Origin of the sequence: Streptomyces sp. NPDC005799, assembly GCF_040630525.1 — a bacterium.
Classification (GTDB): Bacteria; Actinomycetota; Actinomycetes; order Streptomycetales; family Streptomycetaceae; genus Streptomyces; species Streptomyces griseorubiginosus_B.
The window spans coordinates 23,293-49,763 of the sequence record NZ_JBEXXQ010000032.1; the positions used below are offsets into that span (position 1 = coordinate 23,293).

At 72.4% G+C, this 26,471-nt stretch carries 25 protein-coding genes and 4 pseudogenes; 14 read left to right on the top strand and 15 right to left on the bottom strand.

What is annotated here, in order from left to right; all coding sequences use genetic code 11:
• Positions 1-9: 9 nt before the first annotated feature.
• Positions 10-1,977: an Ig-like domain repeat protein gene (locus tag ABZ453_RS28665; RefSeq protein ID WP_359019151.1), complete on the top strand. Its 1,968-nt coding sequence runs from the start codon at positions 10-12 to the stop codon at positions 1,975-1,977.
• A gap of 117 nt (positions 1,978-2,094) precedes the next feature.
• Here ABZ453_RS28665 and ABZ453_RS28670 read toward each other — a convergent pair.
• Positions 2,095-2,205, bottom strand: a pseudogene (locus ABZ453_RS28670) (hypothetical protein); the annotation flags it as partial.
• Here ABZ453_RS28670 and ABZ453_RS28675 point away from each other — a divergent pair.
• Positions 2,167-2,343 (top strand): hypothetical protein, encoded by a 177-nt coding sequence (locus tag ABZ453_RS28675; protein WP_359019153.1) that lies wholly within the window; start codon positions 2,167-2,169, stop codon positions 2,341-2,343. The pseudogene ABZ453_RS28670 and the gene ABZ453_RS28675 overlap by 39 nt on opposite strands.
• Here ABZ453_RS28675 and ABZ453_RS28680 read toward each other — a convergent pair.
• Together ABZ453_RS28680 and ABZ453_RS28685 are read right to left on the bottom strand one after the other, a co-directional pair.
• Positions 2,336-2,761, bottom strand: coding sequence for a hypothetical protein (locus tag ABZ453_RS28680; protein ID WP_359019155.1), 426 nt, complete (start codon positions 2,759-2,761; stop codon positions 2,336-2,338). The genes ABZ453_RS28675 and ABZ453_RS28680 overlap by 8 nt on opposite strands.
• A gap of 259 nt (positions 2,762-3,020) precedes the next feature.
• Positions 3,021-3,551 carry a hypothetical protein gene (locus ABZ453_RS28685; protein ID WP_359019157.1) on the bottom strand — a complete coding sequence of 177 codons (531 nt, stop codon included), beginning with the start codon at positions 3,549-3,551 and terminating at the stop codon, positions 3,021-3,023.
• A 328-nt stretch (positions 3,552-3,879) separates the two neighbouring features.
• Here ABZ453_RS28685 and ABZ453_RS28690 point away from each other — a divergent pair, with 328 nt between their 5' ends.
• A complete protein-coding gene (locus ABZ453_RS28690) occupies positions 3,880-4,554 on the top strand; it encodes a DUF4328 domain-containing protein (protein WP_359019159.1) in 675 nt (224 codons plus the stop codon).
• 9 nt (positions 4,555-4,563) lie between these two features.
• On the opposite strand, the gene ABZ453_RS28695 is transcribed toward ABZ453_RS28690, so the two are convergent.
• Both ABZ453_RS28695 and ABZ453_RS28700 read right to left on the bottom strand, forming a co-directional pair.
• Complete coding sequence (locus ABZ453_RS28695; RefSeq protein ID WP_359019161.1) at positions 4,564-5,391, bottom strand: hypothetical protein; 828 nt, start codon at positions 5,389-5,391, stop codon at positions 4,564-4,566.
• Positions 5,392-5,542: 151 nt separating this feature from the next.
• Positions 5,543-6,607, bottom strand: coding sequence for a chitinase (locus ABZ453_RS28700; RefSeq protein ID WP_359019163.1), 1,065 nt, complete (start codon positions 6,605-6,607; stop codon positions 5,543-5,545).
• A 212-nt stretch (positions 6,608-6,819) separates the two neighbouring features.
• Here ABZ453_RS28700 and ABZ453_RS28705 point away from each other — a divergent pair, with 212 nt between their 5' ends.
• Together ABZ453_RS28705 and ABZ453_RS28710 are read left to right on the top strand one after the other, a co-directional pair.
• Complete coding sequence (locus ABZ453_RS28705; protein ID WP_359019165.1) at positions 6,820-7,950, top strand: substrate-binding domain-containing protein; 1,131 nt, start codon at positions 6,820-6,822, stop codon at positions 7,948-7,950.
• A 165-nt stretch (positions 7,951-8,115) separates the two neighbouring features.
• The gene (locus ABZ453_RS28710) at positions 8,116-8,919 is read left to right on the top strand and encodes a hypothetical protein (RefSeq protein ID WP_359019167.1); all 804 of its coding nucleotides are present in this window, start codon (positions 8,116-8,118) and stop codon (positions 8,917-8,919) included.
• Positions 8,920-8,973: 54 nt separating this feature from the next.
• Here ABZ453_RS28710 and ABZ453_RS28715 read toward each other — a convergent pair.
• From ABZ453_RS28715 to ABZ453_RS28725, 3 genes and pseudogenes are all read right to left on the bottom strand, one after another.
• Positions 8,974-9,123: pseudogene (locus ABZ453_RS28715) on the bottom strand (SAM-dependent methyltransferase); the annotation flags it as partial.
• Between the two features lie 12 nt (positions 9,124-9,135).
• Positions 9,136-9,795, bottom strand: a complete 660-nt coding sequence (locus ABZ453_RS28720; RefSeq protein WP_359019169.1) for a response regulator transcription factor — start codon at positions 9,793-9,795, stop codon at positions 9,136-9,138.
• Complete coding sequence (locus ABZ453_RS28725; protein WP_359019171.1) at positions 9,783-11,045, bottom strand: sensor domain-containing protein; 1,263 nt, start codon at positions 11,043-11,045, stop codon at positions 9,783-9,785. Before ABZ453_RS28725 ends, ABZ453_RS28720 begins: the two co-directional genes overlap by 13 nt.
• A gap of 171 nt (positions 11,046-11,216) precedes the next feature.
• Between ABZ453_RS28725 and ABZ453_RS28730 the strand changes: the two genes are divergently transcribed.
• The 3 genes from ABZ453_RS28730 to ABZ453_RS28740 all read left to right on the top strand — a co-directional run bounded on the left by ABZ453_RS28730 (position 11,217) and on the right by ABZ453_RS28740 (position 14,941).
• Complete coding sequence (locus ABZ453_RS28730) at positions 11,217-11,453, top strand: hypothetical protein (RefSeq protein WP_359019173.1); 237 nt, start codon at positions 11,217-11,219, stop codon at positions 11,451-11,453.
• Entirely contained in the window at positions 11,450-12,169 is a 720-nt protein-coding gene (locus ABZ453_RS28735) for an ABC transporter ATP-binding protein (protein WP_359019175.1), read from the top strand. The genes ABZ453_RS28730 and ABZ453_RS28735 overlap by 4 nt, the downstream gene beginning before the upstream one ends.
• A gap of 252 nt (positions 12,170-12,421) precedes the next feature.
• Positions 12,422-14,941 (top strand): FtsX-like permease family protein, encoded by a 2,520-nt coding sequence (locus ABZ453_RS28740; RefSeq protein ID WP_359019177.1) that lies wholly within the window; start codon positions 12,422-12,424, stop codon positions 14,939-14,941.
• A gap of 13 nt (positions 14,942-14,954) precedes the next feature.
• Here the strand turns inward: ABZ453_RS28740 and ABZ453_RS28745 are convergent, their stop codons facing one another.
• A complete protein-coding gene (locus ABZ453_RS28745; protein WP_359019178.1) occupies positions 14,955-15,380 on the bottom strand; it encodes a hypothetical protein in 426 nt (141 codons plus the stop codon).
• Positions 15,381-15,622: 242 nt separating this feature from the next.
• On the opposite strand from ABZ453_RS28745, the gene ABZ453_RS28750 reads away from it, so the two are divergent.
• A complete protein-coding gene (locus ABZ453_RS28750; RefSeq protein WP_359019180.1) occupies positions 15,623-16,897 on the top strand; it encodes a histidine kinase in 1,275 nt (424 codons plus the stop codon).
• The gene (locus tag ABZ453_RS28755) at positions 16,885-17,535 is read left to right on the top strand and encodes a response regulator transcription factor (RefSeq protein ID WP_359019183.1); all 651 of its coding nucleotides are present in this window, start codon (positions 16,885-16,887) and stop codon (positions 17,533-17,535) included. The genes ABZ453_RS28750 and ABZ453_RS28755 overlap by 13 nt, the downstream gene beginning before the upstream one ends.
• Positions 17,536-17,582: 47 nt before the next feature.
• Here the strand turns inward: ABZ453_RS28755 and ABZ453_RS28760 are convergent.
• Positions 17,583-17,714 (bottom strand): annotated as a pseudogene (locus tag ABZ453_RS28760) (TetR-like C-terminal domain-containing protein); the annotation flags it as partial.
• A 4-nt stretch (positions 17,715-17,718) separates the two neighbouring features.
• Between ABZ453_RS28760 and ABZ453_RS28765 the strand changes: the two are divergent.
• A pseudogene (locus ABZ453_RS28765) lies at positions 17,719-18,342 on the top strand (zinc-binding dehydrogenase); the annotation flags it as partial.
• Between the two features lie 91 nt (positions 18,343-18,433).
• Here ABZ453_RS28765 and ABZ453_RS28770 read toward each other — a convergent pair.
• Together ABZ453_RS28770 and ABZ453_RS28775 are read right to left on the bottom strand one after the other, a co-directional pair.
• Positions 18,434-19,786: a S53 family peptidase gene (locus tag ABZ453_RS28770; protein WP_359019185.1), complete on the bottom strand. Its 1,353-nt coding sequence runs from the start codon at positions 19,784-19,786 to the stop codon at positions 18,434-18,436.
• A gap of 164 nt (positions 19,787-19,950) precedes the next feature.
• On the bottom strand, positions 19,951-21,372 hold the full coding sequence (locus ABZ453_RS28775) for a helix-turn-helix transcriptional regulator (RefSeq protein ID WP_359019187.1): 1,422 nt from the start codon (positions 21,370-21,372) through the stop codon (positions 19,951-19,953).
• 186 nt (positions 21,373-21,558) lie between these two features.
• Here ABZ453_RS28775 and ABZ453_RS28780 point away from each other — a divergent pair, with 186 nt between their 5' ends.
• Together ABZ453_RS28780 and ABZ453_RS28785 are read left to right on the top strand one after the other, a co-directional pair.
• Entirely contained in the window at positions 21,559-22,305 is a 747-nt protein-coding gene (locus tag ABZ453_RS28780; protein WP_359019189.1) for a DUF4232 domain-containing protein, read from the top strand.
• A 113-nt stretch (positions 22,306-22,418) separates the two neighbouring features.
• Positions 22,419-23,039, top strand: coding sequence for a hypothetical protein (locus tag ABZ453_RS28785; RefSeq protein WP_359019191.1), 621 nt, complete (start codon positions 22,419-22,421; stop codon positions 23,037-23,039).
• Between the two features lie 26 nt (positions 23,040-23,065).
• Here the strand turns inward: ABZ453_RS28785 and ABZ453_RS28790 are convergent, their stop codons facing one another.
• Together ABZ453_RS28790 and ABZ453_RS28795 are read right to left on the bottom strand one after the other, a co-directional pair.
• Positions 23,066-24,106 carry a substrate-binding domain-containing protein gene (locus ABZ453_RS28790; RefSeq protein WP_359019193.1) on the bottom strand — a complete coding sequence of 347 codons (1,041 nt, stop codon included), beginning with the start codon at positions 24,104-24,106 and terminating at the stop codon, positions 23,066-23,068.
• A gap of 119 nt (positions 24,107-24,225) precedes the next feature.
• Positions 24,226-24,999 (bottom strand): polysaccharide deacetylase family protein, encoded by a 774-nt coding sequence (locus ABZ453_RS28795; protein WP_359019195.1) that lies wholly within the window; start codon positions 24,997-24,999, stop codon positions 24,226-24,228.
• A 178-nt stretch (positions 25,000-25,177) separates the two neighbouring features.
• Here ABZ453_RS28795 and ABZ453_RS28800 point away from each other — a divergent pair, with 178 nt between their 5' ends.
• On the top strand, positions 25,178-25,552 hold the full coding sequence (locus ABZ453_RS28800; protein WP_359019197.1) for a hypothetical protein: 375 nt from the start codon (positions 25,178-25,180) through the stop codon (positions 25,550-25,552).
• A 48-nt stretch (positions 25,553-25,600) separates the two neighbouring features.
• Here the strand turns inward: ABZ453_RS28800 and ABZ453_RS28805 are convergent, their stop codons facing one another.
• Positions 25,601-26,428: an MBL fold metallo-hydrolase gene (locus ABZ453_RS28805; RefSeq protein ID WP_359019199.1), complete on the bottom strand. Its 828-nt coding sequence runs from the start codon at positions 26,426-26,428 to the stop codon at positions 25,601-25,603.
• Positions 26,429-26,471 lie beyond the last annotated feature (43 nt).

The window sequence follows — 26,471 nt, forward strand, 5'->3', positions numbered from 1 at the left end:
TACACCACTGTGCGTACGCGCAGCATCTCGACCGCGACAGCGCTTGCTGTCCTGTTCTCCTCGGCGGCGCTGAGCGTCGTCGCGGCCGGCACCGCCTCCGCGGCCGCCGCCCGGGTCACCGCGCCCGGCGGCATCGTGGCCGACGACGCGCTGAAGCGGGTCTTCGTCGGCGACGCGGCGGCCGGCACGGTCACGGCGGCCGACTACTCCGGCAACACCCTCGACTCGGTGAGCGGGGTCCCCGGCATCACCGACCTGGCGGTGTCGGACGACGGCGCCACCCTCTACGCGGCCCTGCCCGCCACCCACGAGATCGTGGCCCTGGACGCGGCCACCCTCGACATCCAGCACCGTTACACGGTCGCCACCAACACCGGTCCGCGCCATGTCGCCTTCAGCGGCGGCAAGGTGTGGTTCACCTACGGCGACCAGTGGGACGGCGACCTGGGCTCGGTCGACCCGTCGGTGGACCCGGCGGGCGGCACCGACCCGGTGACGCTGCAGCAGTTCCCGAACCAGGGCACTTCGGTCGACATCTGGGGCCAGGCCCTGCTGGACACGGACCCCGGCCAGCCCGGCATCCTCGCCGTCGGCGAGACGGGCATGTCCACGGACTCGATGGCCGTGCTGGACGTCTCCAGCGGCACGCCGGAGATGGTCTCCTGGTACCAGGGCAGCTACACGCTCAACAGCGGCATCGGGGACATCGACCTGGTGCCGGGCGGCAAGCAGGTCCTGGTCAACGGCAAGGACCGGGACGCCTACGCGGACGGCAAGTTCACGGCGGCGGGCTCCTACCCGACGGGACAGTTCGCCGACATCGCGCCGAACGGCGTCGTCGCCCAGGCCGACGGCCACAAGGTCCTGACGTACCGGCCCGACACCGTGGAGCCGCTGCACGCCTACGACCTGGGCACCTCCTACGCCTCCGCGCTGCGCTGGGCGCCGGACCTCTCCCGGGCCTTCGCGCTGGTCGGCACCGGCTCGGACGGCGCCGGCTACACCCTCAAGGCGCTCACCGGCCCGACCCTGAACAACCCGACCCTCACGGTGAACGCGCCCTCCAGCGCGCCCCGCGCCAAGAAGCTGACGGTCACCGGCAGGATCTCGGCGTCCGTCGCGCTGCCGGCCGGCGTGAAGCTCCAGGTCACCCGGACCGACCTCGCATCCCCCAACGGCAAGGCGCTGCCCGCCGTCGCGGTGCGCTCGGACGGCACGTACTCCTTCACCGACACCCCGCCGGCCGGCGGCACGGTCACCTACAAGGTGTCCTACGCCGGCGACGCCGCGCACTCCGCGGTGACCGCGTCCGACAAGGTCGCCGTCTCCCGCACGGCGACCGCGCTCAGCCTGAACAACAACGGCAAGGTGTACGCGTACGGCGCGGACGTGAAGTTCACCGCGCACCTCGGCAAGACGTACAAGAACCGCACGGTGGAGATCTGGGCCGACCCCTTCGGCGCCGACAAGCCCAACAAGCTGGTCAGGTCCGCGAAGGTCAACTCCAGCGGCAACCTCACCGTGACCGTCGACATGACCCGCGACACCGCGGTCACGGCGGTGTTCAAGGGCGACGCCCAGTACGCGCCGAAGTCGGTCAAGGTCAACGCCTTCGCCAAGGTCCGCGTCTCCACGGCCATCACCAAGCACTACAAGAAGGCCGCGATCGGCTCGCACACGTACTACTGGTTCCACAAGAACACCGCGCCGATCGTCACGACGACGATGACGTACTACAGGGGCCGCGCCCAGCGCCTCGAGCTCGAGATCTACTACCAGGGCAAGTGGTACCCGAGTGAGGACAGCCCGCAGTACTTCGCCCTCGGCACCAACGGCAAGTCGGCCGTGAACCTCGGCGCCCCGGGCCAGTCCGGCATCAAGGCCCGCGTCCGGGCGGCGTACGTCAACGGCGCGTCGGGCGACACGGTCAACACGACGACGCTGAGCGACTGGAAGTACCTCTACTTCACCAACTAGCGCCGCGTCGGCGGCCCGTGCCGCCCGTGCCGGGGACCTCAGCCACAGGTCCCCGGCACGGACGCCGGCCTGGAACGGTCTCCAGGCGGAGACGGCGAAACGGAGCACGGGGCCACGGGTCTTCTTGGAGTCGCGGACGGCGACGGTGCCGGGGATGTTGCGGGCTGTCTCGACGCCCTGCGCATCGCCGTGACCGACCCGAGAGGCGAACGCCTCGCCGACCCTCAACCGCCCGCCCTCACCGACCAGTTCGGCAGAGGTCTGCTCATCGTCGGTACTCTGGCCGACCGCTGGGGCACGCAGAAGCTCACCGTCGGCAAGACGGTCCGGGCGGAGCTGGACCTCAAGAAGGGCTTCGTCACGTAGTGGAGCGGAGTCGCGCGGATGCGATCCGCTGCACCTCGACGAACCGCCCGTCCTGCCGAGTACCACCGGCAAGCGCGCTCAGGGCGTACGCCGTGTACTTGAACCCGTCCGTCGTGTGGAACTCCGCTCCCCAGTTCCCCAAAACCACCGCACTGACGCGCGACCACGCCAGTCGCTGTGTGCCCCAGGGGTTCACCATGACAATCACGTCTTCCTGGAGTTCCAGTCGTACCCGGAGCAGGACCCACCAGGCGAAGAGACCGAACCCCACGGCGACGGCGGTCGCGATCCCCGCGGAGCCGAAGTTGTGCGCACTCGGGTGGATGAGAGCGCTGAGCCAGGCGATCACCGCGCCCAGCGCAGGGCCGAGAGCCAGGAAGTAGCCGCCGACCCGACCGGACAGGCCGACTCGCCACACGCCGAGAGTGCCAGGTGGGGCATGGTCCGCACGGTGCGCGATGCCCCATCGCGAGACCGGCCTCATGCTTTTCGCGACCACTTCACCATCGAGCGCATCCGCCACCACAGCTTCCGCAGGGCAGGAGTATCGGTGGAGTAGGTGACCGGCGTCCTTGACCCGTGGGAGGGACTGCGTCCCAGGGGCTTGCCGTCGGCCGGGTATTTCTCGGACGGGATCCGTGCCATTGATCCTCCAGGGGCTCGACTGATCGAACGGCTCACCGGGGTTTGGGCGGGTGCCGATCCAAGCCGACGGTGAAGGACCACATGACGTCCGGCTTCGCGGTGAACCGCAGTGAGCCCAGGGAGTGGCTCGAATCCATCTGGAACTCGTTCAACGCGGGCAGCACCGTGTCCTTCTCGCACGGAAGGGAGAAGGACATACCGACCGCCCGCACCTCCGCGTCGAGCCGACCGGGCCCCTGACAGTTGACCGCGATGACGAGGGCCTCACCGGCCCTGACTCGGCCCGGAATCGGATAAATGACACTGCCCTTGAGGTGCGACCCGCTGACCAGGGCGGTGATGCCGTCCGAGGCGAGTTTCGGGGGTTTGTCGACCGAGGCGGCGTAGGGGTCACGGGTGGCGTCGGGGGAAACCGCAGCGGGAGACGCCTTCACGACACGGGCAGTGTTGTCCGCGGAGGTGCTGTCGTGGTGGCCGAAGCCGCAGCCTGTCGCCGCCAGCACGACGGCGACAGTGGAGGCGGCCAGACGGGCGGCGCGCAGCACATCAAGGCGCACGTTCATCAGTCAGCCCACGTACCCCTCGAGGCCGGCGATGACGTCGACCGTGCCAGGCGCCTGCGGCTCATGGACGTATATCCCCCCGGGCCGTGCGACGACGGACGTCGGCGCGCGCAGCCACTGAAATCCAGTCACCTGTCTGCTGGAGTTGGCGGAACGATAAGCCAGTGATCGACTCGATGGGTGTCCCGGTACCGACTTTTGAGTGAGCCATTACCGTGGGGCGGGTCAGCGGCGCGCGGCGCCGGGTGCGTGAAGTACGAGTGAAGAGCGGGGTGTCGGCGGCCCGTCGTCCTGGTCATGCGACCCCGTCGTAGGCCAGGATGCCCCGGTGAACGATCACATAGCACCCCCCGCCCCCCGTCCCACCCCCGCACCGCATCCCCTGGGCGGAGCCACCCGGTTCGCTGTCGGGGCGCTCGCTCTCGCCGGGGCCGCATGGGCGGTGCGGGCCATATGGGAGATACGGCTGGCCCTGGCCGGGGAGCCCGCCTCCGGGCCGCCGGATCAGGGGAACGGGGCGCACCGGCCGCTGACCGGGCTGGAGAACCAGTACCACCTGGTCGTCTCGGTCTGCGGGGTCGCCGTGGTCCTCTGCGCGGTGGCGTTCCTCGGATGGCTGGGGCGCGCGCGGGACAACGCCCGTGAGCTGTCCGGGAAGCGGCCCCGCTACTCGGGGCTGTGGGTCTTCCTCGGCTGGGTCGTCCCGGTCGTCAATCTCTGGTTCCCGCGCGGCATCGTCGCGGAGGTCCACCGCGACAGCGCGCCCGGCGAGCGGCTGCCGCGGTCCGTGAACGTGTGGTGGGTGCTCTGGCTGATCGGGCTGTTCAGCGGCGTCGGACTGATGTCCGCCGACTCCACGGACCAGATCATCGCCCGCGCCTACACGAACGTCGGGACGCTCCTGGTGTCCGACGCCGCCATCGTGGGCGCGGCCGTCGCCGGCGTCTTCGTCGTCCGCGCCCTCACCGCCGTACAGCAGCGGCGCGAGGCGCGGACGGGTTGAGCCGGAAGCTCAGCTCACGCAGATCAGGTTGAGCACGCACAGGCCCGACGGGGACGTCGAGGCCGTGCTGGTGCTGCTGCTCGTACCTGTGCCTGTGCTGGAGGACTGGGACGACGTTCCGGACGCACCGGTGTCACCGGCCGACGTGGACGACGTCGAGGAAGAGGAGGACGAGGAGGACGTCGACTGGCCCGACGTCGTGCCCGTGCCGGTCGTCGTCGTGGCGCCGCCGGCCGTGGTCGCCGTCCGCGGCCGCGTGTCCGTCGAGGACGTGTGTGACGTGGAGGCGCTGTAGGGCGCGGTGTGCGCCGAGTCGGTGTGCGCCGCGGTCGGCGTGGTGCGGCGGTGCTTGCCGCCGGTCGTGGCGGGCGGGGAGGAGTCGCCGCGTGAGGTGTGGAGCGGGGTCGGGGCGGCGGGGGTGTCCGTCGGCTCCACCGCGGGCTGCTCCTCCGTGCCCATGCTCGTGAGGTCGGGGCCCGCCGAGGCCTGACTGTGGTCGCCGGAGCCCCCTTCCATCGAGGCGACCGTCAGGCCGCCGCCGACGAGCGCGACGGCGGTCGCCACCACCGCGCGGCGCTGGTTCTTCTTCCAGCGCGCCCGCTGGCGGCGGCGTGCCGCCCGGCCCGCCGGGGCGGACGGCACATCCTCCATGTCCTCGTGTTCGGCAGGATCGGCGGACGGCCCGGGGGCCGGTTCCGGCCGGCTCGCCGGTGTGGCGAGGGCCGGGGCCACCCGGCCGGCCCCGGTAACCGGCGCGATGTCGGGCGCATAGGCACCGCAACCGGGGCACACCAGAGCGCCGTTGAGGTGCCGGCGGCACGAGGAGCAGTAGTCCATCCGCTGTTTACCTGACCATTCGCACGAGGGATCGAACGGCCAGCAACGCTAACGAGGGATTCGAAAGAGTCTATGGAGTCCTTGTGGGGCTCCTGCACGGATTCGGCGCTGAAGTTCCAGACGGTGCCGGAAGTGCGCCCGTATCGACCCCTCAGCCCCGGGTGAACCGCTCGAACGCGTGGCTGAAGTACCACGTGTCCTGCGCGATCCCGGAGCAGGCGTTGGCGCCCGCCGTGCCCACGCAGCCGCCGTTGTCCCGCTGGAGAGCCCAGAAGGAGAGGGTGTTGATGCCCCGCGCCGCGGCCCAGCGCTCCACCTTCACCGCGTCCTGCGTGGTGAACGTCTCCTCGGGGCCGAAGTCGTCGATGCCGGGCATCTCCGTGACACCGATGCGGTGCCACAGCCGGGCCGGGTCCGACTTCGGGTACAGCGCGGTGAGCTGGGTGTGCAGGCCGGTCGCGGCCGTCACGGTGTCGGCGGCCATGTCGTGCGTGGCGCCGTCCCAGTAGTCGAACGTCATGATGTTCACGACGTCCACACGGGCGTGGTTGTCGACGGCGTTCTGCAGCAACGCGACCCCGCTGGGCGCGAGTCCGGTGTTCGTCGTCGGGAGCGTGTACGAGAACTGCACCTGCCGTGCCGTGTGCGCCGCCCAGCGCTGCACCTGCGCGATCGCCTTGTTGCGGCGGTCGATCCCGGCCGCGTTGGTGATCGAGTCGGCCTCGACGTCGAGGTCGATGCGGGTGATGCCGTACGTCGTCACCAGGCTCTCGTAGACCTTGGCGATGGAGTCGACGTCCGTGCAGCTGTCGGCGAGTTCGGTGTTCGTGGTGTCGGCGCTGTAGCCGCCGAACGAGGGGATGACATTGCCGCCGCGCGCCTGGATGGCCGCGATGTCCGCGCCGAAGGTGGACTTGGAGATGGGCTGGGTGGTGTCGCCGTTCCAGTACGCGGTGCAGGAACCGGGCTGGTCCGTCTGGAGGAAGGCCATGGTCAGGTACTTGTTGCCGGAGGCGGCCGCCAGCGCGGCCGGGCTGTCGCCGGTCCAGGCCTCGAAGTAGGGAGCCGCCACCTGGGCGGGCAGGGGCCGTACGGGATGGGCGGGCGCCTGCTCAGCGGCGAGCGCGCCACCTCCTCCGAGGGCGACGAGACCGGCCGCAAGGCCGGTCACCGAGATGCAGGACAGCAGCGCACGCAGCGCGCGGGGTCGTCTCATGGCGACCCATAGTTGGACTAGACCATTCCACTGTCAAGGTTCTTTACGGTTGCCTGACCAACCGTTCCACCGCGGCGCTGCCATAAGAGGGCGGGGAGATTCCGTGGGTATTCGCGAAAAGACATCCAGATGTCTTGACCTCACCTTCACAGCGCCGTTGGCTTCTCAGTCACCGTGGCCCGCTCCCCTCCCGCCCGGAAGGCACCTCGCACGTGAATGCAACTCCCCGCAGAAACGCCGCACTTCGCCCCGCCCTCCCCCTCGCCGCCGCCGGTGCGCTGCTGCTCAGCGGATGCGGTGTCGTCGACGGCGTCACCGGCAGCGGCGACTCCTCCATGCCGCCCCGGCGCGAGGACATCAAGGTGGGCCTGCTGCTGCCCGACAAGGACACGGCCCGTTTCGAACGGTTCGACTACCCCCTCATCAAGTCCCGGGTCGCCTCCCTCACCGGCGGCAAGGGCAAGGTCGTGTACGCCAACGCCGAGGCCAGCGCCTCCCGGCAGAACAAGCAGTTCGCGCGGCTCGTCGCCGACAAGGTGGACGTGATCCTCGTCGACGCGGTGGACGCCAGGGCGATCGCGCCGGGCGTTCAGAAGGCCAAGGACGCCGGGATACCGGTCATCGCGTACGACCGGCTCGCGCAGGGCCCGATCGACGCCTACGTCAGCCATGACAACGAGCTGGTGGGCGAGGTGCAGGGGCGGGCGATCGTCGACGCGCTCGGGGACAAGGCCGCCACCAGCAAGATCGTCATGATGAACGGCTCGCCGGCCGACCCCAACACGGCGCTGTTCAAGGAGGGCGCGCTGAGCGAGCTCAAGGGCCGGGTCGTCATCGCCAAGTCGTACGACACAAGGGAGTGGCTGCCCGAGGTCGCCAAGGCCAACATGGCGAAGGCGATCGGGTCGGTCGGCCTGAAGAACATCGCGGCCGTCTACTCGGCCAACGACGGCATGGCGGGCGCCGTCATCGACGAACTGGAGCAGGCGGGAGCCACCAGGCTGCCGCCGGTGACCGGGCAGGACGCCAACCTGGACGCGGTGCAGCGGATCGTCGCCGGCGAGCAGACCATGACGGTCTACAAGTCCTTCCTGCTGGAGGCGCAGGGCGCCGCGGAGATGGCGGTCTACAAGGTGCAGGGACGGGACATCGCCTTCGACGCGATGACGCAGGACACGATCGACAGCCCGACACAGAAGGACATCCCGGCGATGCTGGTGCCGGTGGTCGCCCTCACCAAGAGCAACATCAAGGACACGGTGATCAAGGACGGCGTCTACACCGTCAAGGACATCTGCACGGCGAAGTACGCGGCGGACTGCGCGGCCATCGGCCTGAAGTAGCGCCGCTTCTACCACTGTTCACAGACCCCTGGCCAGCGATACGGCTGCGGCTTTCAGGTTGTGTTCAGGCTCGGGCGCACCCCGGGCAACACCATCTCCAGAAGCGCCAAAACAATGGCAAAGGGGTCTGTGGCAGCCGTGCGGCGCCGTGTCATCGTGCCCGCCATGAGCACAGATCGCCTCGCCCCCGGCCGGCACCCCGGCCCCGTACGCCACGCCCTGAGCAAGGTCCCGGAAGTGACCGTCTACTTCTGGGTGATCAAGGTGCTGACCACCGGCATGGGCGAGACGGCCTCGGACTGGCTCGCCCATCTCCTCGGCCCCGTCCCGGCGGTCGCGCTCGGCGCGGTGGCGCTCGCGGCGGCCCTGGTCGTGCAGTTCGCGGTGCGCCGGTACGTGGCCTGGATCTACTGGACGGCGATCGTCATGGTGAGCGTCTTCGGCACCATGGCCGCGGACGTCCTGCACGTCGGCCTGGGCGTGCCCTACCTGCTCTCCACGCCCTTCTTCATGGCCGCCCTCGCCACCGTCTTCGCGCTCTGGTACGGCAGCGAGCGCACCCTGTCCATCCACAGCATCCACACCCGCCGCCGTGAGGTCTTCTACTGGGCCGCGGTGCTCGCCACCTTCGCCCTCGGCACCGCGGCCGGCGACCTCTCCGCCACGCTCGGCCTCGGCTACCTGGGCTCCGCCGTCCTGTACGCCGCCGCGATCGCCGTCCCCGCACTCGCCCACCGCGGCGGCAGGCTGAACGCGGTGACCGCCTTCTGGTCGGCGTACGTCCTCACCCGTCCGCTCGGCGCCTCGGTGGCCGACTGGATGGCGGTCGGCCACGGCCGGGGCGGCCTGGCGTGGGGCCTGGGCCCGGTGACCCTCGCATGGACGGTGGCGATCCTGGTCCTGGTGGCCTATCTCGCCGTGTCCCGGAAGGACGTGCAGAGCGACGACGTCCAGAACGTTCGGAGTTAGCGCGTTCGGAGTCGGCCGGCCCAGGGCTCAGCGGTCCTTGCGCGCCACCCCGCCTTAGATGCCGATCGGCGGGGCGTCCGGCGCCGGGGGCTCGTCAGGACGCCACTGCGGGACGGGGACCAGGCCCGGTTCGAGAAGCGTGAAGTCGCCGAAGAACCGCGCCACTTCGGCGTGCGAGCGGAGGTTCATGCTCGCGGTCGCCCGCGGCAGATACGTTCATGTCAGCCGGCGCAGGTCCTCCAGGTACCGCAGGACCGCGGCCACCCGGCGGTCCACTCGGTCCGTGGGGGCCAGGTCGAGCTTGGCGAAGATGCTTCGGATGTGCTTGTGGACCGCGCCGTCGGTGACCACGAGGCGTTCGGCGATGGCCCCGTTGCCCAGGCCCTCGGCCATCAGGGCGAGGACGTCACGCTCGCGCGGGCTGAGCCGCTCGAGGCGGCTGTCCTGGCGGGAACGTGTGAACAACTGCGCGACCACCTCGGGGTCGATGGCGGTGCCACCGCCCGCCACCCGGTGCAGCGCGTCCAGGAACTCCTCGACACGGCCCACCCGTTCCTTGAGCAGATAGCCGAGCCCGCCCACGCCCTCGCTCAGCAGCTCGGTGGCGAAGCTCTGCTCCACATACGCGGACAGCACCAGGACCGCGAGGTCGGGCCGGCGGCGCCGGGCCCGCACGGCCGCGACGATGCCCTCGTCGGTGTGGGTCGGCGGCATCCGCACGTCGAGGATGGCGACGTCCGGTTTGTGCTCGTCGATCGCGGCGAGCGCCTCGTCGGCCGTGCCCGCGGTGGCCACCACGTCCAGGCCCTCGGCGCGCAGCAGCAGAGCGAGCCCCTCGCGCAGCAGGGGGTCGTCCTCGGCCATCACGATCCGCATGGAAGCTCCACTTTCAGGGTGGTCGGGCCGCCCGGCGGGCTGGCCAGGGACAGGGTGCCGTCGTGGGCCGCGACCCGGCGGCGGATGCCGGTCAGCCCGGAGCCGCCGTGCTCGTCGGCGCCGCCCCGGCCGTCGTCCTCGACGCACAGGACCAGACGGCCACCATCGCCGCGCGCCGTGACGGTGGCGTGCGCGGCGCCGCTGTGCTTGGCGATGTTGGTCAGTGCCTCGGCGACGACGAAGTAGGCGGTGGCCTCGACGGAGGCGGCGCACCGCGCGGGTACGTCGACGACGATCCGGCACGGCACCGCGCAGTTGGCCGCCAGACCGGACAGCGCGCCCTCGAGCCCGCGGTCGGCGAGGACCGGCGGCAGGATGCTCCGGGAGACGGTGCGCAGCTCGGCGAGGGCCTGTTCGGCGGCGGACTGGGCGCGTTCGAGGAGTTCGTCGGCGCCGGCGGGGTCGCGGGCGACCATACGGCGGGCCGCGCCGAGCAGGACCGTGACGGAGACGAGGCGGTTCTGCGCGCCGTCGTGCAACGACCGCTCGATACGGCGCAGTTCGGTGGCGTGGGCGTCGAGGGCGGCGGCCCGGGTGGCGGTGAGCTCGGCGACCCGGAGCGAGAGGTCGGTCTCCGGTCCGGCCGCCAGCAGCGCGCGTCCCGGGCGGCCCTGCAGCCGGGCCATGCCGGGGCCGAGCCCGAGGAGGATCAGGATCCAGCCGACGCCCAGCAGGGCAACCGCGAGCGCGTCCGGCCAGGAGTGCGCGGTGCCGATCCCGATGGAGGTGGCGGTCGCGTCCTTCGGCGCCAGCTTCCAGTAGAGGGGGAAGGCGCTGTCGCGCACGGCGGAGATCGGGAGCAGGACGCCGAGCAGCCCCAACAGCAGGCCCAGGGTGCCGTGTTGGGTCAGCCAGCGCAGTTCGCGTCGGGTGGTGGCGTCGACCAGGGCGGCGCGCAGCCGGGTGGGCGGCGGGTCGGGTGCCAGGACCTCGGGACCCCAGCGGCCGAGCCGCCGCCGCTCCCGCTCCGCCAGGGCGTGCAGCGCCCGCAGCGGCGCGGGCGCCATGAGCAGCCCCACGCCGGTCACGCCGGTCAGCGCGGTGACGGCCAGCCACAGCAGCACGATCAGGGCCGGGAAGGCGGTGCCGAGCCCGGAGGCGAGCTGCCCGATCGCGGCACCGGCGGTGCCCAGGGCCCGTACGACGGTGTCCTTGAGCCCGGTGTGCGCGGTCTCCGTCCGGACGGCCATGCGCGCCCTCCCTTCGTCGCGAAGGACCTTATGCCGCACGCCCGTTCGCCGTCAGCCGCGGGGCCGGGAAGTACAGCCTGCTGTACCTCGAACCGGGCGGGCTGCGGGATCGGCCCGACGGGTGCCCGGTCCCTAGCGTCGAGGAAGACAGCCGACCTCCGGAGGAACACCGTGCCGAAGACCGACCCCTACCGTCTGACCAGCGCCGACACCACACCGTCGACCACCACCGTGAGCCGCGGCGAGGTGGCTCGCGCGCTGTTGTGGAGCCTGGTGGTGATCAGCGCCGTCGCCAACATGGCCGCCTCCTACGGCGACGCGAACACCTGGATCCATCTGGCGTGCGGCGCGGTCACCGTGCTGTGCGGCGGCACCCTCGTCGTGCGCAACCTGCGGGGCCGTCGGTGAACCCGGCGATCGCCCTGGACCGGGTCAGCAAGGACTATCCGGGAGGCGTACGGGCGCTCGACGAGGTGTCGCTGACGGTGGAACACGGCACGTTCCTCGCGGTGATGGGGCCCTCGGGCTCCGGCAAGAGCACGTTGATGCACTGCGCCGCCGGGCTGGACTCGCCGACCTCGGGCAGTGTCCGCATCGACGGACGGGAGATCGCGGGCCTGAACGAGACCCGCCGTACCGAACTGCGCCGGGAGCGCGTCGGGTTCGTGTTCCAGGCGTACAACCTGATCCCCTCGCTCAGCATCGAGGACAACATCACCCTGCCGCTGCGGCTCGCGGGGCGGACTCCGGACCACGACTGGCTGCGGACGCTGGTGGAGCGCGTGGGCCTCGCCGACCGGCTCACCCACCGCCCGGCCGAACTCTCCGGCGGGCAGCAGCAACGGGCGGCCGTGGTCCGGGCGTTGGTGGCCCGGCCGGCCGTCGTGTTCGCGGACGAACCGACCGGCGCGCTCGATCTGCGCAGCGCCCACGAGGTCCTCGACCTGCTGCGGGACCTCGTCCAGGACCTCCACCAGACCGTCGTCATGGTCACCCACGACCCGGCCGCCGCGGCCCGCGCCCACCGCGTCCTGGTGATGGCCGACGGCAGCGTGGTCGACGCCCTCGACAAACCGACGGCCCCCGAACTGGCCGACCGCCTGGTCATGTTGGGCGAGGCCTGAGCCATGTACCGCGTCACCGCGTGCTCTCCCGCCGCCGGTCTCCCCGCCCGCACACCCGCCCCCCACCCCGAGCCACGGACGCCCGCCACCGGTCTCGCCACCCGCCCCGGGGCAGGGAGGTACGCCGCCGGTCTTGCCGCGCGGAGATCTGCCGCGCGCCCCGAGCCACGGACGCCCGCCACCGGTCTCGCCGCGCGGACACCCGCCCCCCACCCCACCCCCCACCCCGCCGCTCCGAAGGAGAACTGAGCCATGCTTCGTCTTGCCACGCAGATGGTCCGGCATCGGCTCAGCGCGCTGATCGCCGTGGCCTGTGCGGTGCTCGGCGGTGCCGCGTTGATCACCGCCACCGGGGTTCTCGCCGAGTCCGGGCTGCGGTCCCACCTGCCCGCCGGTCGCCTCGCGGGCGCGGACGTCGTGGTCGCCGCCGACCAGGAGTACCACCCGCCCGGTGACCTGCCGATCGCCCTCCCCGAACGCCGAACCGTCCCCTCCCGGCTGGTCGGCGAGCTCGCTCATCTCCCAGGTGTCACCGCCTCCGTCGGCGACCTCGGTTTCCCCGCCGCTCTCCTCGACGCCCACGGCCGCCCCGTACCCGCCGCCGATCCGCGGTCGGCGGGGCACGGCTGGTCCTCGACGCGGCTGCTGACCGGTGCCCGGATCGACGGCAGGGCGCCCGCCGGGGCCGCCGAGGTCGCCGTCGACAGCGCCACGGCCGCCGCGGCCGGCGTCCGGCCGGGCGACCGCGTCCGGATCGTCGCCGCCGGACGCGAGGCCGCCGCCTACCGCGTCTCGGCGCTCGTCGACGCCCCGGGCGCCGGCGTCTACTTCGCCGACCCGACGGCCGTACGACTCTCCGGCCGCGGTGACCGGGTCGACCTGGTCGGCCTGCGCACCGCGCCCGGCGCCGGGGAACGGGTCGCGGCGGAGGTCCGTACGAGGCTGAAGGGCACCGGCCTCGTCACCGCGACCGGAGCCGGACGCGGCGACCTGGTCTCGCCCGGCGAGGGCGCCTCCCGTTCGCTGCTGGTCCTGCTGGCCGGTTCGCTCGCCGGGGTCATCCTGCTGATCACCGGGTTCGTGACCGCGAGCGCGCTCGCCGTGTCGATCGCCGGTCAGCGCCGGGATCTCGCGCTGATGCGGGCCGTCGGTGCCACGCCGAAGCAGATCCGCCGGCTGGCCGCCGCCCAGTCCACGGTGGTCGCGGCCGTGGCCGTCGCTCCCGGCGTGGGTCTCGGCTATCTGCTCGCCGGACAGTTCCGCCGGCTGCTCGCCGACCGAGGGGTCATCCCCTCCGAACTCCCGCTCACCGTCAGCCCGTTGCCCGCTCTGGCCACCGTCCTGCTGATGGCCCTGGCCGTGCAGCTCTCCGCCCGGGGCTCGGCGTGGCGCACCTCGCGGATGCCGGCGACCGAGGCGGTCGCGGAGTCACGCAGCGAGCCCCGCACTCCCTCGCGGACCCGGACCCGTCTCGGCCTGCTGGTCGTGGTCGCCGCGACCACCATGTCGGTCGTCCCCCTGTTCTCCCGCACCGTCATCGCCGCGACCGCCACCTCCATCGCGGGCATCCTCGGCGCGATCGGACTGGCACTGTCCGGCCCCGCGCTCGTCCGGGCCGTCGGTGCCGCGGCGGCCCGGCGCACCCGCACCGGGGCCTCCGCGCCGACCTGGCTGGCGATGGCCAACGTGCGGGCCTACGCGCTGCGCAACGCGGGAATCGTCAGCACGCTGGCGATGGCGGTCGTGTTCGTGCTGACGTACACCCTCACCCAGACCACCGTGCTGGCCGCCACCGCCGACGACACCCGCACCGGCACCACCGCCCAACTACGACTGACCGCTCCGGCGTTGGGAGGGATGCCGGAGGGCACACTCGCCGCTGTGCGCCGAACACCCGGTGTGCGGGCGGCGGCACCCGTCGGGTCGACGACCGTGGTGTGGCCGTACGACATGCTCGGCGACACGGAGACCGACTCCGGCTCGGCGATGATCCTCACCCCGGACGCGGCGCACGTCCTCGACCTGGACGTGCAGGAGGGCGGCCTGGACCGGCTCACCGGGAACACCGTCGCCGTCAGCAGCGATGTCGTCCGCTCGCGGGACGCCGGGCTGGGGAAGCGGGTAGGGCTGGTGCTCGGCGACGGCACCCCGGTCGAGGCGACGGTGGTCGCCGTCTACGGGCGCGGGCTGGGCTTCGGCACCGTGGTCCTGTCCCGGGAGCTGGCCGCCGGGCACACCACGACGCGGCTCGACCAGAGCCTGCTGGTCCGGACCGACGGAACGGCGGCCGCGCGGCAGGCCCTGACCGCCCTCACCGCCGCCCGGCCGGGGCTGGCGCTCACGGAGACGACTCCCGCCTCGGGCCTGAGGAACGCCCCGCCGGAGGTGTGGATCAACCTGGCCACCATCGTGGTCCTACTGGTCTACCTGCTGCTCAGCATCGCCAACAAACTGGTCGCCGCGACCGCCCAACGCCGGGTCGAGCTGGGCGCCCTGCGCCTCAACGGCACGACCCCGCGCCAGATCCGCACGATGATGCGCCGTGAGGCGGCGGTGACGGCGGCGACGGCACTCGTCACGGCGCTGCTGCTGTCGGCCGTACCGCTCGCCCTGCTCGGCCAGGGTTTCCTCGGCCGCCCCTGGCCGTCCGGACCGGTCTGGCTGTTGCCCGCGCTCGCCGTCACGGTCACCGTCACGGCGTTCCTCACCACGGAACTCCCCACCCGCCAGGCCCTGCGCACCCCGCCGGCCGACGCCATCCGGGCCCAGTGACCCCGGGGGCGGGTCAGCCGTGGTTCCTCCGGGGCAGCGCACGGACCGCGAGTGCCGTGCACAGGGCGGCCATGGGCAGTTCGGCGCCCAGGGCCATCGCGACGGCCGTGGTGAGTTCGGGGCCCGGCGCCGAGGTCGTCACGTCGAACCAGGCGTCGGCGACCAGCAGCGCGGCCGTCGCCGTGGCCGTGAGGCAGAAGCGGGGGTCCCGGCGCAGCAGCAGCCGGCCGGTGGCGGCCAGACCGAGCGCCTCCAGGGCGTCGAGCCCCACCCAGGCGGCGGACCAGTGCCGGACCTGGGCCGTGTCCGGCAGGGTCTTCGCCAGGACGACGAGCCAGGGCACCATCGCGACACCGCAGCCGACGAAGGCCAGACCGAGATGCGGGGACCGGAGCCCGATCGGTCCGCGGCGCGGTGCGGGCGGTGGAGGGGACCCCATGGGCGGGCGGTCCCCTACCGTCTGCCGGGCTCCCGAGTCGTCCGTGTGCGCTGTGTGCATGGCGTCCTCACCCCGTTCGTGTTCGCCAAGTTCCGCCGTCCGACGGCCTGTTCACCAGCCTGGGCGTCGGGGCGGCGGCTGTCGGTAACGGCCGGGTCCGGGTTCGGGGTGGTGCCTGCTTCACCATGGATCCTGCAGACAGGTGCATGGTCCGGGCCCGCCCCGGGTTCTACGGTCGGTGCATGACGCTCCCCTCCGTACTGGGGCCGCCCGCCCGTCTGCTGCGCCGCCGGTTCGGGACGGCCCGGCGGGACACCGCCTTCCTCGCCTCGGGTGTGCTGCCGCATCTCGCCGCCGTACCGGGGTGGCTGTGCCTCGACGCCAAGCCGGTCCTCAGGTCGGTCCACCTGCCGTGGGTCGTCCTCCCCTGGCTCCTTTGCGTCTTCCTCCTGCTCCCCCTGCTCGCCCTCCCGCTGACGGCCCTCCAGCGGTGGCGGTACGCCGAACTCCTCGCCGTGGACATCCCGCGCTCCCCGCCGGCCGAAGGGCCGCGCCTTCGGCGAGCGCTGCGGCAGCTCATCTCCGCGCACACCTGGCGGCGGGTCGCCTACCACACCCTCCTGGGGCCGTTCCTCGCCGCCGCGGAGCTGCTGGTCCTCGCGGTGTGGGGCGCGGGCATCGCCTGCGCCACCGTCTATGGGTGGATGTGGGCGGTGCCGACCCACACGGGCATCGCCGACCTGTACACGGTCCAGGCGGCGTACGTCACGGCCGCCGGGCTGCTGCTGCTCGCCGCCGCGCCCGGGTTCGCCGGGACGGTGACCCGGGCGGAGAGCCGCGCGGCACGGGCGCTGCTCGGACCGAGCCGCGCCCAGCGGCTGGAGCGGCGGGTCACGGACCTGTCGCTGAGCCGGGCCGACCTGGCGGACGCGGCCGACGCCGAGCGGCGCCGCATCGAACGCGATCTGCACGACGGCACCCAGCAGCGGCTGGTCTCCCTCGCGGTCAACCTCGGGCTCGCCCGGGCGACGCTCGGGGACCTGCCCGAGGAGGCCCGCCGGGTGATCGACGAGGCGCACCGCGAGGCCAAGGAGGCCATCAGCGAACTCAACGACCTGGTACGGGGGTTGCACCCCGCGGTGCTCGACGACCGCGGCCTCGACGCGGCGCTGTCCGGACTCGCCGCGCGGGTACCGTTGCCGGTGCGCCTGCACGTGGACCTGGACGGGCGGCCGGCGCCCGCCGTGGAGTCGGTCGCGTACTTCGTCGTCTCCGAGGCGCTGGCCAACGTCACCAAGCACGCCCGCGCCGGCCGGGTGGAGGTGACGGTACGGCGGACCGGGAGGGCGGTGCGGGTGGAGGTCACCGACGACGGGGTGGGCGGCGCCGACGCGGCCGCCGGCACCGGACTGACCGGGCTGGCCGGACGTGTCCGGGCCGTCGACGGCATCTTCCGCATCGACAGCCCTGTCGGGGGCCCGACCTCCCTGGTCGCGGAGCTGCCGTGCGGGCGGTGATCGCCGAGGACTCGGTGCTGCTGCGGGTGGGCCTGGTCAGGGTGCTGCAGACGGCGGGCTTCGAGGTGGGCGCCGAAGTGGGCGACGCGGAGGCCCTGCTGGCGGCGGTCGAGGAGCAACGGCCCGACCTGGCGCTGATCGACGTCCGTATGCCGCCCGGGTTCAGCGACGAGGGCGTGCGCGCGGCGCTGTCGATCCGCCGCCGGTGGCCGGGGACCGCCGTCGTCCTGCTCTCCCAGTACGTCGAGGAGCGCTACGCCGCCGATCTGCTCACCGCCGACACCAGCGGCGTCGGCTATCTCCTCAAGCAACGCGTCGCCGACGTCGAGGAGTTCGCGGCGACGGTACGACGGGTGGCGGCCGGCGGTACGGCCCTGGACCCGCAGGTCGTCGCCCAGTTGCTGCTGCGCCGGGACAGCGACCCGCTGGAGCGGCTCACTCCGCGCGAGCGGGAGGTGCTCGCGCTGATGGCGGAGGGCCGGTCCAACGCCGCCATCGCCGAGGACCTGGTCGTCACCGACAGCGCGGTCGCCAAGCACATCAACAACATCTTCGCCAAGCTCGACCTGCCCCCGGCGGACGGCCACCACCGACGCGTCCTCGCGGTCCTGCGGTTCCTGGGCGCGACCCGGGACTGAGGGTGGGCCCGACCGGCGGCCGAGCGATGCCTCGAGCGGCCTCGGGGTCAGTGCGCCGGTCGGCCGGTCAGGTCGTCCAGTTCGGCGGCGAACAGGCGTGCCGGGTCGAAGCCCATGCCGGTGAAATGGCCGGCGAGTTCCAGGGACAGCACGCCGTGCAGCCGGGTCCAGAAGGCCAGGGGGCACCGCAAGGCCCGCGTCCGCGCCGGGCACACGGTCGTGGTGTACGGCGCCAACGGCGGCGTCGGCTCGGTCCTGGTCCAGCTCGCGCTGGCCACGGGCGCGCGCGTCATCGGCACGGCGTCCGTACGGCACCACGACGCCCTGCGCGAGCGGGGGGTCGTCCCCGTCGACTACCGCGCGGCCGACGTCGCCGCCCGCATCCGCGAGCTCGCCCCGGGCGGGGTGGACGCCGTCTTCGACCACGTCGGCGGGCGCGGCATCGTCGACTCCTGGCGGCTGCTGGCCCCCGGCGGCACCCTCGTGTCGTACGGCAGCGCCTCCACCCGGGACGCCGAGGGCTCGAAGCAGCTGCCCGTGCTGAAGCTCATGGGCCGGGTGTGGCTGTGGAACGCGCTGCCCAACCGCCGCCGCGCCTGCTTCTACAACGTCTGGGCCGGCCGCGCCCCGGCGAAGAACCGCTTCCGCTCCCGGCTGCGCGCCGACCTGACCGAGGTCTTCGCGTCTCTCCGGCGCGGCGACCTCACCGCCCAGATCGCCGCGGAACTCCCCCTCACCGACGCCCCCGAGGCCCTGCGCCTGGCCGAGTCCGGCACGGTCGCCGGGAAGGTCGTGCTGCGCCCGTGAGGAGCGGCGGCGACCCAGGCGTCGCATCCTGCGCGGAACGCGGGACGGCCCGGGTGCGATGACCCGGGCCGTCCTTGTGCGGTGGTGCGTGTCAGCCGTGGCGGCTCGCCTTCGCGAGGGCCGGGACGAAGCGCAGGGCGTCCACCGTGCCGACGCCGGTGGCGAGGTCGTAGCCGTTGACCGCCTTGTAGCCGGTCACGCCCTGGTAGCTGTTGTCCGTGCCGTCGTTGACGTCGACGACGCCGTTGCGCCCCGCGTGGTGGGCGGAGAGGCCGTACAGGGCCTGCTGGATGTTGCCCACCCGGTGGCCGGCCACCTGGTCGGCGAGGGCGACGATGCCCGCGAAGAGCGGGGTGGCCTCGCTGGTGCCGCCGGTGACGTCCCAGCCGACGGCGGTCGGGTCGTAGCTGGAGTAGATCCAGGCGCCGCCGTTGACCGCGGCGGCCATCGAGACGTCCGGGGTGCCGCGGCGGGCGCCGACGACCTTCTTCACACCGTTCTGGAAGGCCGGGCGGGTGAACACGTGGGACTGGCCGCCACCGCCGGAGCCGTAGTCGTTGTAGACGCTGTCCGGCTTGACGCGCTCGCCCTTGTCGTCGAGGTGCAGCTGCGTACCGCCGATCGAGGTGACCAAGGGGTCCGAGGACGGCCAGGAGTTGACCCGCTTGTTGTAGTAGGTCTTGCCGTCCAGCTGGAGGTCGGTCGCACCGCCGTCACCGGAGGCGGCCAGCACCGTCACATGCTTCTTGTCGGCGTCCTTGAAGGCGTACCGCAGCTTCTTGAGGCTGGAGAAGTCGCCCTTGTCGAAGCCGGGGAAGGTGTTCTCGGTGGCACCGAAGCTCTGGCTGATGACATCGCCGACGCCGTGGTCGATCAGGTGCTTCTCGGCGTCCATCATCTCCGGCAGACCGGTGGTGCCCTCGGTCTCGGAGACCGCGGTCTCCACCAGGATGATCTTGGCCGCGGGCGCCACCGCGTGCGCCATCTCGACGTCGAGGGTGCTTTCGCCGGCCCAGCCGGTCATGTCCTCGTTCTTGGGGTCGAAGACGGGGACGTTGCCCCACTTCACCACCTGCACCTTGGTGCTGGGCAGCCCGAACTGCTTGCTGTAGACGTCGAGATCGTGCTGCACGGTCGGCGAACCGTAGGAGTCGACGATGACGATGGTGCGTCCCTTGCCCGTGACGCCCTTCTTGTACAGCGCGTTGAGGTCGTACGCGGTGCGGTACTGCAGCGGGTTGTAGCAGTTGATGTGCCACTTGGCCTGGCACTGCTCACTGCTGAGCGGGCTGCTCACACCGTGGACCAGGGTGTGCCCGGCGACGGCCGGTACCGCCAGGGTGTGCGGTACGGCGGCGGGCGCGGCGGTCCCCAGCGCGGTGACCGCGAGGGCGGCGGCCGACGTGGCGGCCGCGAGGCCCAGCCCGGTACGGGCTATGTGCATGGATCCCCCTGGATTCGGAGTCTCACGAAGTGATCGCGATGTGATCGCGAGAGGTCTCCGCGCATCCCATCCAATGGGTCATGCACATATCAAGGCCATTGAACGGACGATTCCGAACCCTTTACCCGCGACGGACCGCCGGGTGGCGGTCCCTTGACTCGAAGTCAGCCCTCCTCCCGCTTGATCCACTCACTGCCGCCCAGCGGATAGTCGTAGCCCGGCCGGTTCGCGTCGGCGCTGGTACGGAACGGTGTGCCCGAGTTGTCGATGTGGACCGTGCCGCGGCGGCTGCCGCTGGACCAGTCCAGGGTGAGGTCCCAGCGGACGTCGTACGCCGTGGTGTGGGCGACGACGTAGAAGACCTCCGGGTCGGACTCGCTGACCTTGTACGGGAAGTCGCGCTGGCCGCCCTTGACGGTGACCGTGGGGCTGCCGCCGTCGAGGGCGATGTCGAAGGACTTGGTGTCCACGCCACCGCCGCAGCCGACGCCCATCGAGTAGTCGTTCCAGGCGAGCGGCGCGCCCTTGCTCAGGACGCGGACGTGCATCGCCTCCAGTACGACCGTCTCGGCGCCGGTGCCCTGGACGGTGAGGGCGATCTCCTGCTCGCCCGAGGAGACCGCCCCGTACGCGGCGGCCCAGCGCGGCGCGTCCTGCTCACTGGCCGGCGGGCCCACTTGCGCGGGTTCGCTGTCGACCAGGAAGTGCTGGCTGCACGGACTGTCGTAGACGTAGGGCCGGGTCCCGACGGTGAGCGGTACGGCGCCACCGGTGGCGTCGGCGGCGGGCTTCTCGGTGCTCCGCGCGCCGCCGCCCTTCGACGTGCCGGTCCCAGAACTCGCCGACCCGGAGGGGGAGACGGAGGTCGACGCGCTCGCTCTGCGCGGGGACGGGGTCGCGGAGGACTTCCCGGCGTCCGCCGTGCCGTCGGCCCGCTCCGTCACCCCGGCCGGCCGCCGGGCGCCCGTGTCGTCCCCGCTGAACGGCTGCACGGCGAGCACCACGGCTCCCACCACGGCGGCCGCGGCGACGGAGGCGATCAGCGCGGTACGGCGGCCACGCCCGGACCGGCGCGACGGCGCGGATCCGCCGGGGACGTCCACGACGACCGGCTCGTCGTCGTCGACATCGCCCTGCCCGAGCGGGCCGGCGGAGGAGGGGAGTGACGTGACGGGCGGCGTGGCCGAACGGTCCGCGGCGGCAGTGCTGTCGGAGCCCGCTGCCGGATCGGAACCGGTCGCCGCTTTCTGATCCGAGTCCGTCAGCGCGTCCTGATCGGTGTCCGCCGCCGCCTCGGCCGCCGTCCCCGCAGCCTCGGCCCTGCGACCCCGCGCCGCGTCCGCCAGGATCCAGCGCCGGTGCAGCTCCACCAGTTCCTGCGGAGTCGCCCGGCAGACCCTGGCGAGGCGCTCCACCGGCGCGTACTCGACCGGCACCGCGGTGCCGTTGCAGTAGCGGTGCAGCGTCGACGTACTCATGTGGAGCCGCTTGGCGAGCACCCCGTAACTCAGCCCCGAGCGGTCCTTCAACTCCCGTAGCAGCCGCGCGAACTCCTCGGTCCGCTCGGCCTCCGTTGCTCCCGACACCCGTTCCCCTCAACCCCCGCGTTCCAGTCGCGCGTTCCAGGGCCCCTGCGTTCGCCCTGGTCAGCGCCTGTTCCGGCGTTCCGGCGTCCCCAACTGCCCGTTGGGCGTGGCGGTTGGGACGGATCGCCGCACAAGCTTCGGTCATCCAATCACCACCGCCACCCGAACACCGAAGGGCTCAGACGCATGTTCAAGCTCCGCACCTCCCGCACCCGTCTCGCCGGCGTCGCCGCGACCGCCGTTCTCGCCGCTCTCTCCCTGACCGCGTGCGGTGACGGGACGGGCGCCAAGAACGAGGGCGCCGCGAGGAGCACCTCCACGAACTCCTCGTCGGACGTGGTTCCGGCCGGCTCCGTCGCTTCTCCGCACCCCGGCGGTTCGGCGAGCGCGACGGCCTCGACGGTTTCCAAGAGCTCCTCCGGCTCGACCGGTTCCGGTTCGGCCACCGCCCATTCGAAGCGGACCGTACGCACCCCCGCCCCGAAGGCCCCCGCCGCGTCGAACAGGCCGGTCACCTGCCAGGGGTCCAACACCCGTACGGTCGCGGCCCCGTTGACCCGGCCCGTGAACCACATGCTGCTCACCGTGACCAACACCGGCAGCAGGACCTGCTACCTCTACGGCTACCCGGCCGTCCAGTTCACCGGCGCCCAGTCCGTGCCCCCGGTCATCGACGAGTCGCAGCCCCAGGCGGTCGTCACCCTCCAGCCCGGCGAGTCCGGTTACGCCTCGGTGAGCCTGTCCGCCACCGACGGCAGCGGCACCAACGGCCGCACGGTGAAGTCCCTCGCCGTCCACTTCTTCGGCCGCTCCCTGTCCGGGAGCGTCGGCACCGCCGCCCATCCGTCGCTGCCCGCGAAGGGCGTCTACATCGACGACTCGCTCAAGGTCAGCTACTGGCAGCAGTCGATGGACGACGCCCTCGGCTGGTGACACCGGCCGGGCTCCCCGCCCGGGAGCGAGACAACAACAACCCAAACGTTTGGGCTCATCCCTTGACCCAAACGTTTGGGTTCGTCATTCTGGGCGTTCGGAAGGGGGAGCCGATGAAGCAAGAGGGGGAGCCCATGCGCGTCGGCCGGGTGGTGTCCATGGTCCTCGGGTTCCTGGCCGGTGCCGTCGTCGCGGCCGGACTGTGGGGTGCGGCACGCGGGCTCGCCGGGCTGGCGTACGACCAACGCAACGACAGAATCGTCCTGTTGTGGCTCCTGGTGACCGCCGTGGTGTTTCTCACCGCCGTGCAGATGAGCGAACATGGCTGGGTCGCGGCCCTGCTCGCCGTGGCGGTCTGCGCGATGCCGATGCTGCGTCTGCACGTGCTGCACCAGGAGACGTTCCACGACCGCGGCCGGGTCGAACGGGCCGTCCTGACAGCCGAGTACGAGCAGGCCTCGATGGACGGCAGCAGTTACTCGTACGACCTGAAGGTGCCCGGCGCGACTGCCGTCGGCGGACTGAACACCGGTGTGCAGCGGTTGAGGGTCGGCCACACGGTGACCGTCACCGTCGACCCCCTCGGCGAGGTCGCCCCCGCCCTGGGCCGCCGTACGGGCGCACCGACGGTCACCCGCGCCCTGGAGACGGGTGCCGAGGTGACGGTGGCGCTGATGACCGTCGGGTTCGGGGCGTGGCGGGGGCTGCGGCGACGCGTGGTGGGAGAGCCGTAACGGCGTCGCTGTCTCACCCTCGGCCGTCAGCCGAGGGACGGACCGACCGGACCGCCCGTCGAGGCGCGGGCCATCAGTTCCGGGCGCAGCCGCTCGGAGTCGGCGCTCTCCCCGGCGATCAGGCGCACCAACTGGCGTACGGCGATCCGGCCGAGGTCGGCCATGGGGGAACGGACGCTGGTGAGCGGGACGGGGAGTTCGGCGGCGAGCGGGGTGTCGTTGAAGCCGGCCAGGGCCAGGTCCTCGCCGAGGCGCAGGCCGAGGTCGCGGGCGGCGCCGATGGCTCCGATCGCGGCGAGGTCGTTGACGGCGAACACGGCGGTCGGCCGGTCGGGGCGGCCGAGCAGTTCCGTCGCGGCGCGATGCCCGCCGGTGGTGTCGAAGCGGCAGTGGCGGACGCGGCTGGCGGGCAGGGGCAGCCCGGCCTCCTGGTAGCGGTCGGTGAAGCCGGCGGTGCGGTCGGCGCCCGTACTGGCGAACGGCTCACCCGCGATCACCGCGACGTCCCGGTGTCCCAGGGCCAGGAAGTGCTCGGCGACCAGCCGACCGCCGAGCAGGTCGTCGCAGGTCACCGCCGGAAGACCGGTCCGGGTGCGGCGGTTGACGAGGACGAACGGGGCACGTTCGAGCGCCGGGTCGGCGAGCGCGGCGCCGTCCAGATGTGCGTCCCCGATGATCAGCCCGTCCACCCGGCGGCCCAGCACCATCGCGATCCGCTCGCGCTGCAGGGCGGGGTCGTCATGGGTGTTGGTGACGAAGGTGGACAGGCCGTGCTCGGTAGCCTCCTCCTCCACGCCCTCGTAGATGGTCGCCACGACGATCTCCGACAGCCGGGGGAACAGCACGCCGACGAGGTTGCTGCGGCGGGTGCGCAGGCTGGTGGCGTGCGGGTTGGGCCGGTAGCCGAGCTCGTCGGCGAGTTCCCGGATCCGCCGGGCCGTGTCGCCGGAGGCGGCGCCTTTCCGCGCGTCCGCCGGGCCGTTGAGCACCCGCGAGACCGTCGAGACATGCAGCCCCAGGCGCGCCGCGATGCCCTGCAACGTCACCGGCCGTCCGTCACCCGCCACACCCGACACCTGCTCACCGCCACCCGATCCGCGCGCCTCGTCCCCCCATTCTCACCGGCGGCCGGCCCCGCCTGGCGCGGGGCTCTCCGGCTGGTGGTCCTGGCGCGGCCCGCGAGGGCTCAGCGCACCGGGAAGCCGAAGGAGTAGCCCTGTCCCTTGAGCCAGGGGAGGATCCGGCGCAGCGCCTCGACGGTCTGGGAGCGGTCGCCGCCCGCGTCGTGGAAGAGGAGCGTCGGACCGTTCGGCACTTCCCGCTGGACGGTGGCGACGATGGCGTCCGTGCCCGGCCGCTCGAAGTCCTTGGAGTCCACGTTCCAGCCCAGCGGCCGCATGCCGCGGGAGGCGGCCAGCTTGCGGCTGTAGGGGGTGAACGCCCCGCCGGGCGCCCGGTAGTACATCGGCCGTACGCCGCCGGACGCCTCGGTGATCATGCGCTCGGCGTCGAGTATCTCCTTCGACTGGTAGGCCTCGGGCTTCTTGTCCATCGTGGTGTCGTGCGAGACCGAGTGGTCGCACAGCCGGTGTCCGGCCGCGACCACCTTCTTCACCAGGTCGGGGTGGGCCTGGGCCTGTGTCCCCACCATGCAGAACGTGGCCTTCACCCCGTACTGCCGGAGCACGTCGAGCACTTGGGGCGTCCACACCGGGTCGGGACCGTCGTCGATGGTGATGTTGACGCCGCGGGCACCCTTGTCGGAGGCGTGGACGATGGTCACGGCGACCGGCTTGACCTCGGTGTTCCGCTTGGCCGACGCGTTCGTCCGCGGCGACGACCCGTTCACGGCACCCGCCTGCGCGGTCCACACCGAGGCCCCGGCGGCCAGCAGCGTCACCCCGAGCGCCGCGCCGATCACCTTGCCGTACCAGCCCCGCCCACCGACGTGCCGTGCCATGTCCGCCCCGCTTCCGCTCAGTTCCTCGCCGGCCCTCGGCCGCCCCTCGACCATCTGGCAGGACGAGCGGGGAGGACCGGGGGATGCGTCCGTTACGGATCACGGACAATTCCGGGGAGGTTCGCGGACAACTCGTCCGGCCACGCGTTCGGCCGCCGGTCCGGAATAAACTCCTGTCATGTCGAACCCTGATGAGCTGCTCGTCGCCATCTCCGCCGCGGTGGAGTCGGAGCGGAGCAATCAGATGACCCTCACCGTGGTCGTCGGCGGTGCCGTCATCACCGGCCGGCTGGCTCCCGAGGCCGTGTGGCGCGAGCGGGTGGCGGAGGTCCTGAAGAACTCGGACCGCCTCGGCCCGTTCGCGGACGTCTTCGCCGGCCCGCCGCGAGCGAAGGGCCCCGCACGCGGCGAGGCGCCCACCCATCTGCACTTCCATCTCGCCCGGATCCTGCAGGGCAGCCTCGGGATCCCGGAGACGGGCGGCATGTACCGCGTCGCGATCAAGGACGTCAGCGCGTGGACGGTGGGCGACCTCACCTACACGGACCGCTGAGACGCGCGCCCCGCCCGGTGCCGTGCGGCGCGCTGACGGGGCCGCGGGTCACAGGGGGTGCCAGGCCGCCCCCTTCCCGTGGGGCCGTACCCGGCCGAAGACCACGTCCGCGAAGCGGATGCCGAAACCGAGGGTGTCCGGGCGCAGCAGCTCGGCGATCAGCAGGCGACGGTCGTGTGCGGAGCGGGCGGGGTCGGCGTCGGGGATCGCGGACCACTCCGGGTGCCGTATCTGCAGTGAGGAGACCAGGGCGTCTCCGAAGGCGAGCAGACGGGTGCCGTGGGAGGCGATGACGAAGCCGCCCTGTTCGGCGCCGTGACCGGACAGGTCCAGGGCGTGGACCCCGGGGAAGATCTCGTCGCCGGCGAGCACCGGCCTGGTCCGGGGTCCGAGGGCTGCCACCGCGGGGTCGCAGGGGTCCCACGCGGGCTTGTGGATCACGAAGTCGGCCCGGGTGAACAAGGGCGGGTCGACGCACGCCCAGCCGGTGCGGTCGGGGCGGAGGCGGGTGAAGGCCACCGTCTCGATGTCCTCGGGCGACCGCCCCAGCAGGGCCAGGTTGCCGGGCAGCGAGCCGCCGTGCGCCGCGCCCCGGCCGGGGTCGCCGGGGTCCTCCGGCACCGCGCGCGGACCGAACCCCGCGTCGATCAGCAGGGCCCGGCCGCGGAACTCGACGAGCAGGCCGCCGGTGTTGGCGACCAGCCGCCGGGTGTCGTTGAGGTGGGCGCCGTACCCGCTCCCGGGGCCGTCGGCGGTCCCGGGCGGCGTCCCGGCGGGTTTCAGCAGCATCGCACCGTCGGGCACGTAGCTGACCTTCAACTCCCCCACGCGCAGGGTGCGCACGGCGGAGGGTCTGCGCAGGCGGCTGTCGTTCACGGATGCTCTCCTCGCGGGCGAAGGCGCCCGGCGCGGCTCGGAC

What these genes read in the sequence shown, in the direction of transcription:
- ABZ453_RS28685 (WP_359019157.1), bottom strand. Translation starts at nt 3,551, where the DNA reads ATGAACGTGCGCCTTGATGTGCTGCGCGCCGCCCGTCTGGCCGCCTCC.
- ABZ453_RS28695 (WP_359019161.1), bottom strand. Translation starts at nt 5,391, where the DNA reads ATGGACTACTGCTCCTCGTGCCGCCGGCACCTCAACGGCGCTCTGGTG.
- ABZ453_RS28700 (WP_359019163.1), bottom strand. Translation starts at nt 6,607, where the DNA reads ATGAGACGACCCCGCGCGCTGCGTGCGCTGCTGTCCTGCATCTCGGTG.
- ABZ453_RS28710 (WP_359019167.1), top strand. Translation starts at nt 8,116, where the DNA reads ATGAGCACAGATCGCCTCGCCCCCGGCCGGCACCCCGGCCCCGTACGC.
- ABZ453_RS28720 (WP_359019169.1), bottom strand. Translation starts at nt 9,795, where the DNA reads ATGCGGATCGTGATGGCCGAGGACGACCCCCTGCTGCGCGAGGGGCTC.
- ABZ453_RS28725 (WP_359019171.1), bottom strand. Translation starts at nt 11,045, where the DNA reads ATGGCCGTCCGGACGGAGACCGCGCACACCGGGCTCAAGGACACCGTC.
- ABZ453_RS28740 (WP_359019177.1), top strand. Translation starts at nt 12,422, where the DNA reads ATGCTTCGTCTTGCCACGCAGATGGTCCGGCATCGGCTCAGCGCGCTG.
- ABZ453_RS28745 (WP_359019178.1), bottom strand. Translation starts at nt 15,380, where the DNA reads ATGGGGTCCCCTCCACCGCCCGCACCGCGCCGCGGACCGATCGGGCTC.
- ABZ453_RS28750 (WP_359019180.1), top strand. Translation starts at nt 15,623, where the DNA reads ATGACGCTCCCCTCCGTACTGGGGCCGCCCGCCCGTCTGCTGCGCCGC.
- ABZ453_RS28770 (WP_359019185.1), bottom strand. Translation starts at nt 19,786, where the DNA reads ATGCACATAGCCCGTACCGGGCTGGGCCTCGCGGCCGCCACGTCGGCC.
- ABZ453_RS28780 (WP_359019189.1), top strand. Translation starts at nt 21,559, where the DNA reads ATGTTCAAGCTCCGCACCTCCCGCACCCGTCTCGCCGGCGTCGCCGCG.
- ABZ453_RS28785 (WP_359019191.1), top strand. Translation starts at nt 22,419, where the DNA reads ATGAAGCAAGAGGGGGAGCCCATGCGCGTCGGCCGGGTGGTGTCCATG.
- ABZ453_RS28795 (WP_359019195.1), bottom strand. Translation starts at nt 24,999, where the DNA reads ATGGCACGGCACGTCGGTGGGCGGGGCTGGTACGGCAAGGTGATCGGC.
- ABZ453_RS28800 (WP_359019197.1), top strand. Translation starts at nt 25,178, where the DNA reads ATGTCGAACCCTGATGAGCTGCTCGTCGCCATCTCCGCCGCGGTGGAG.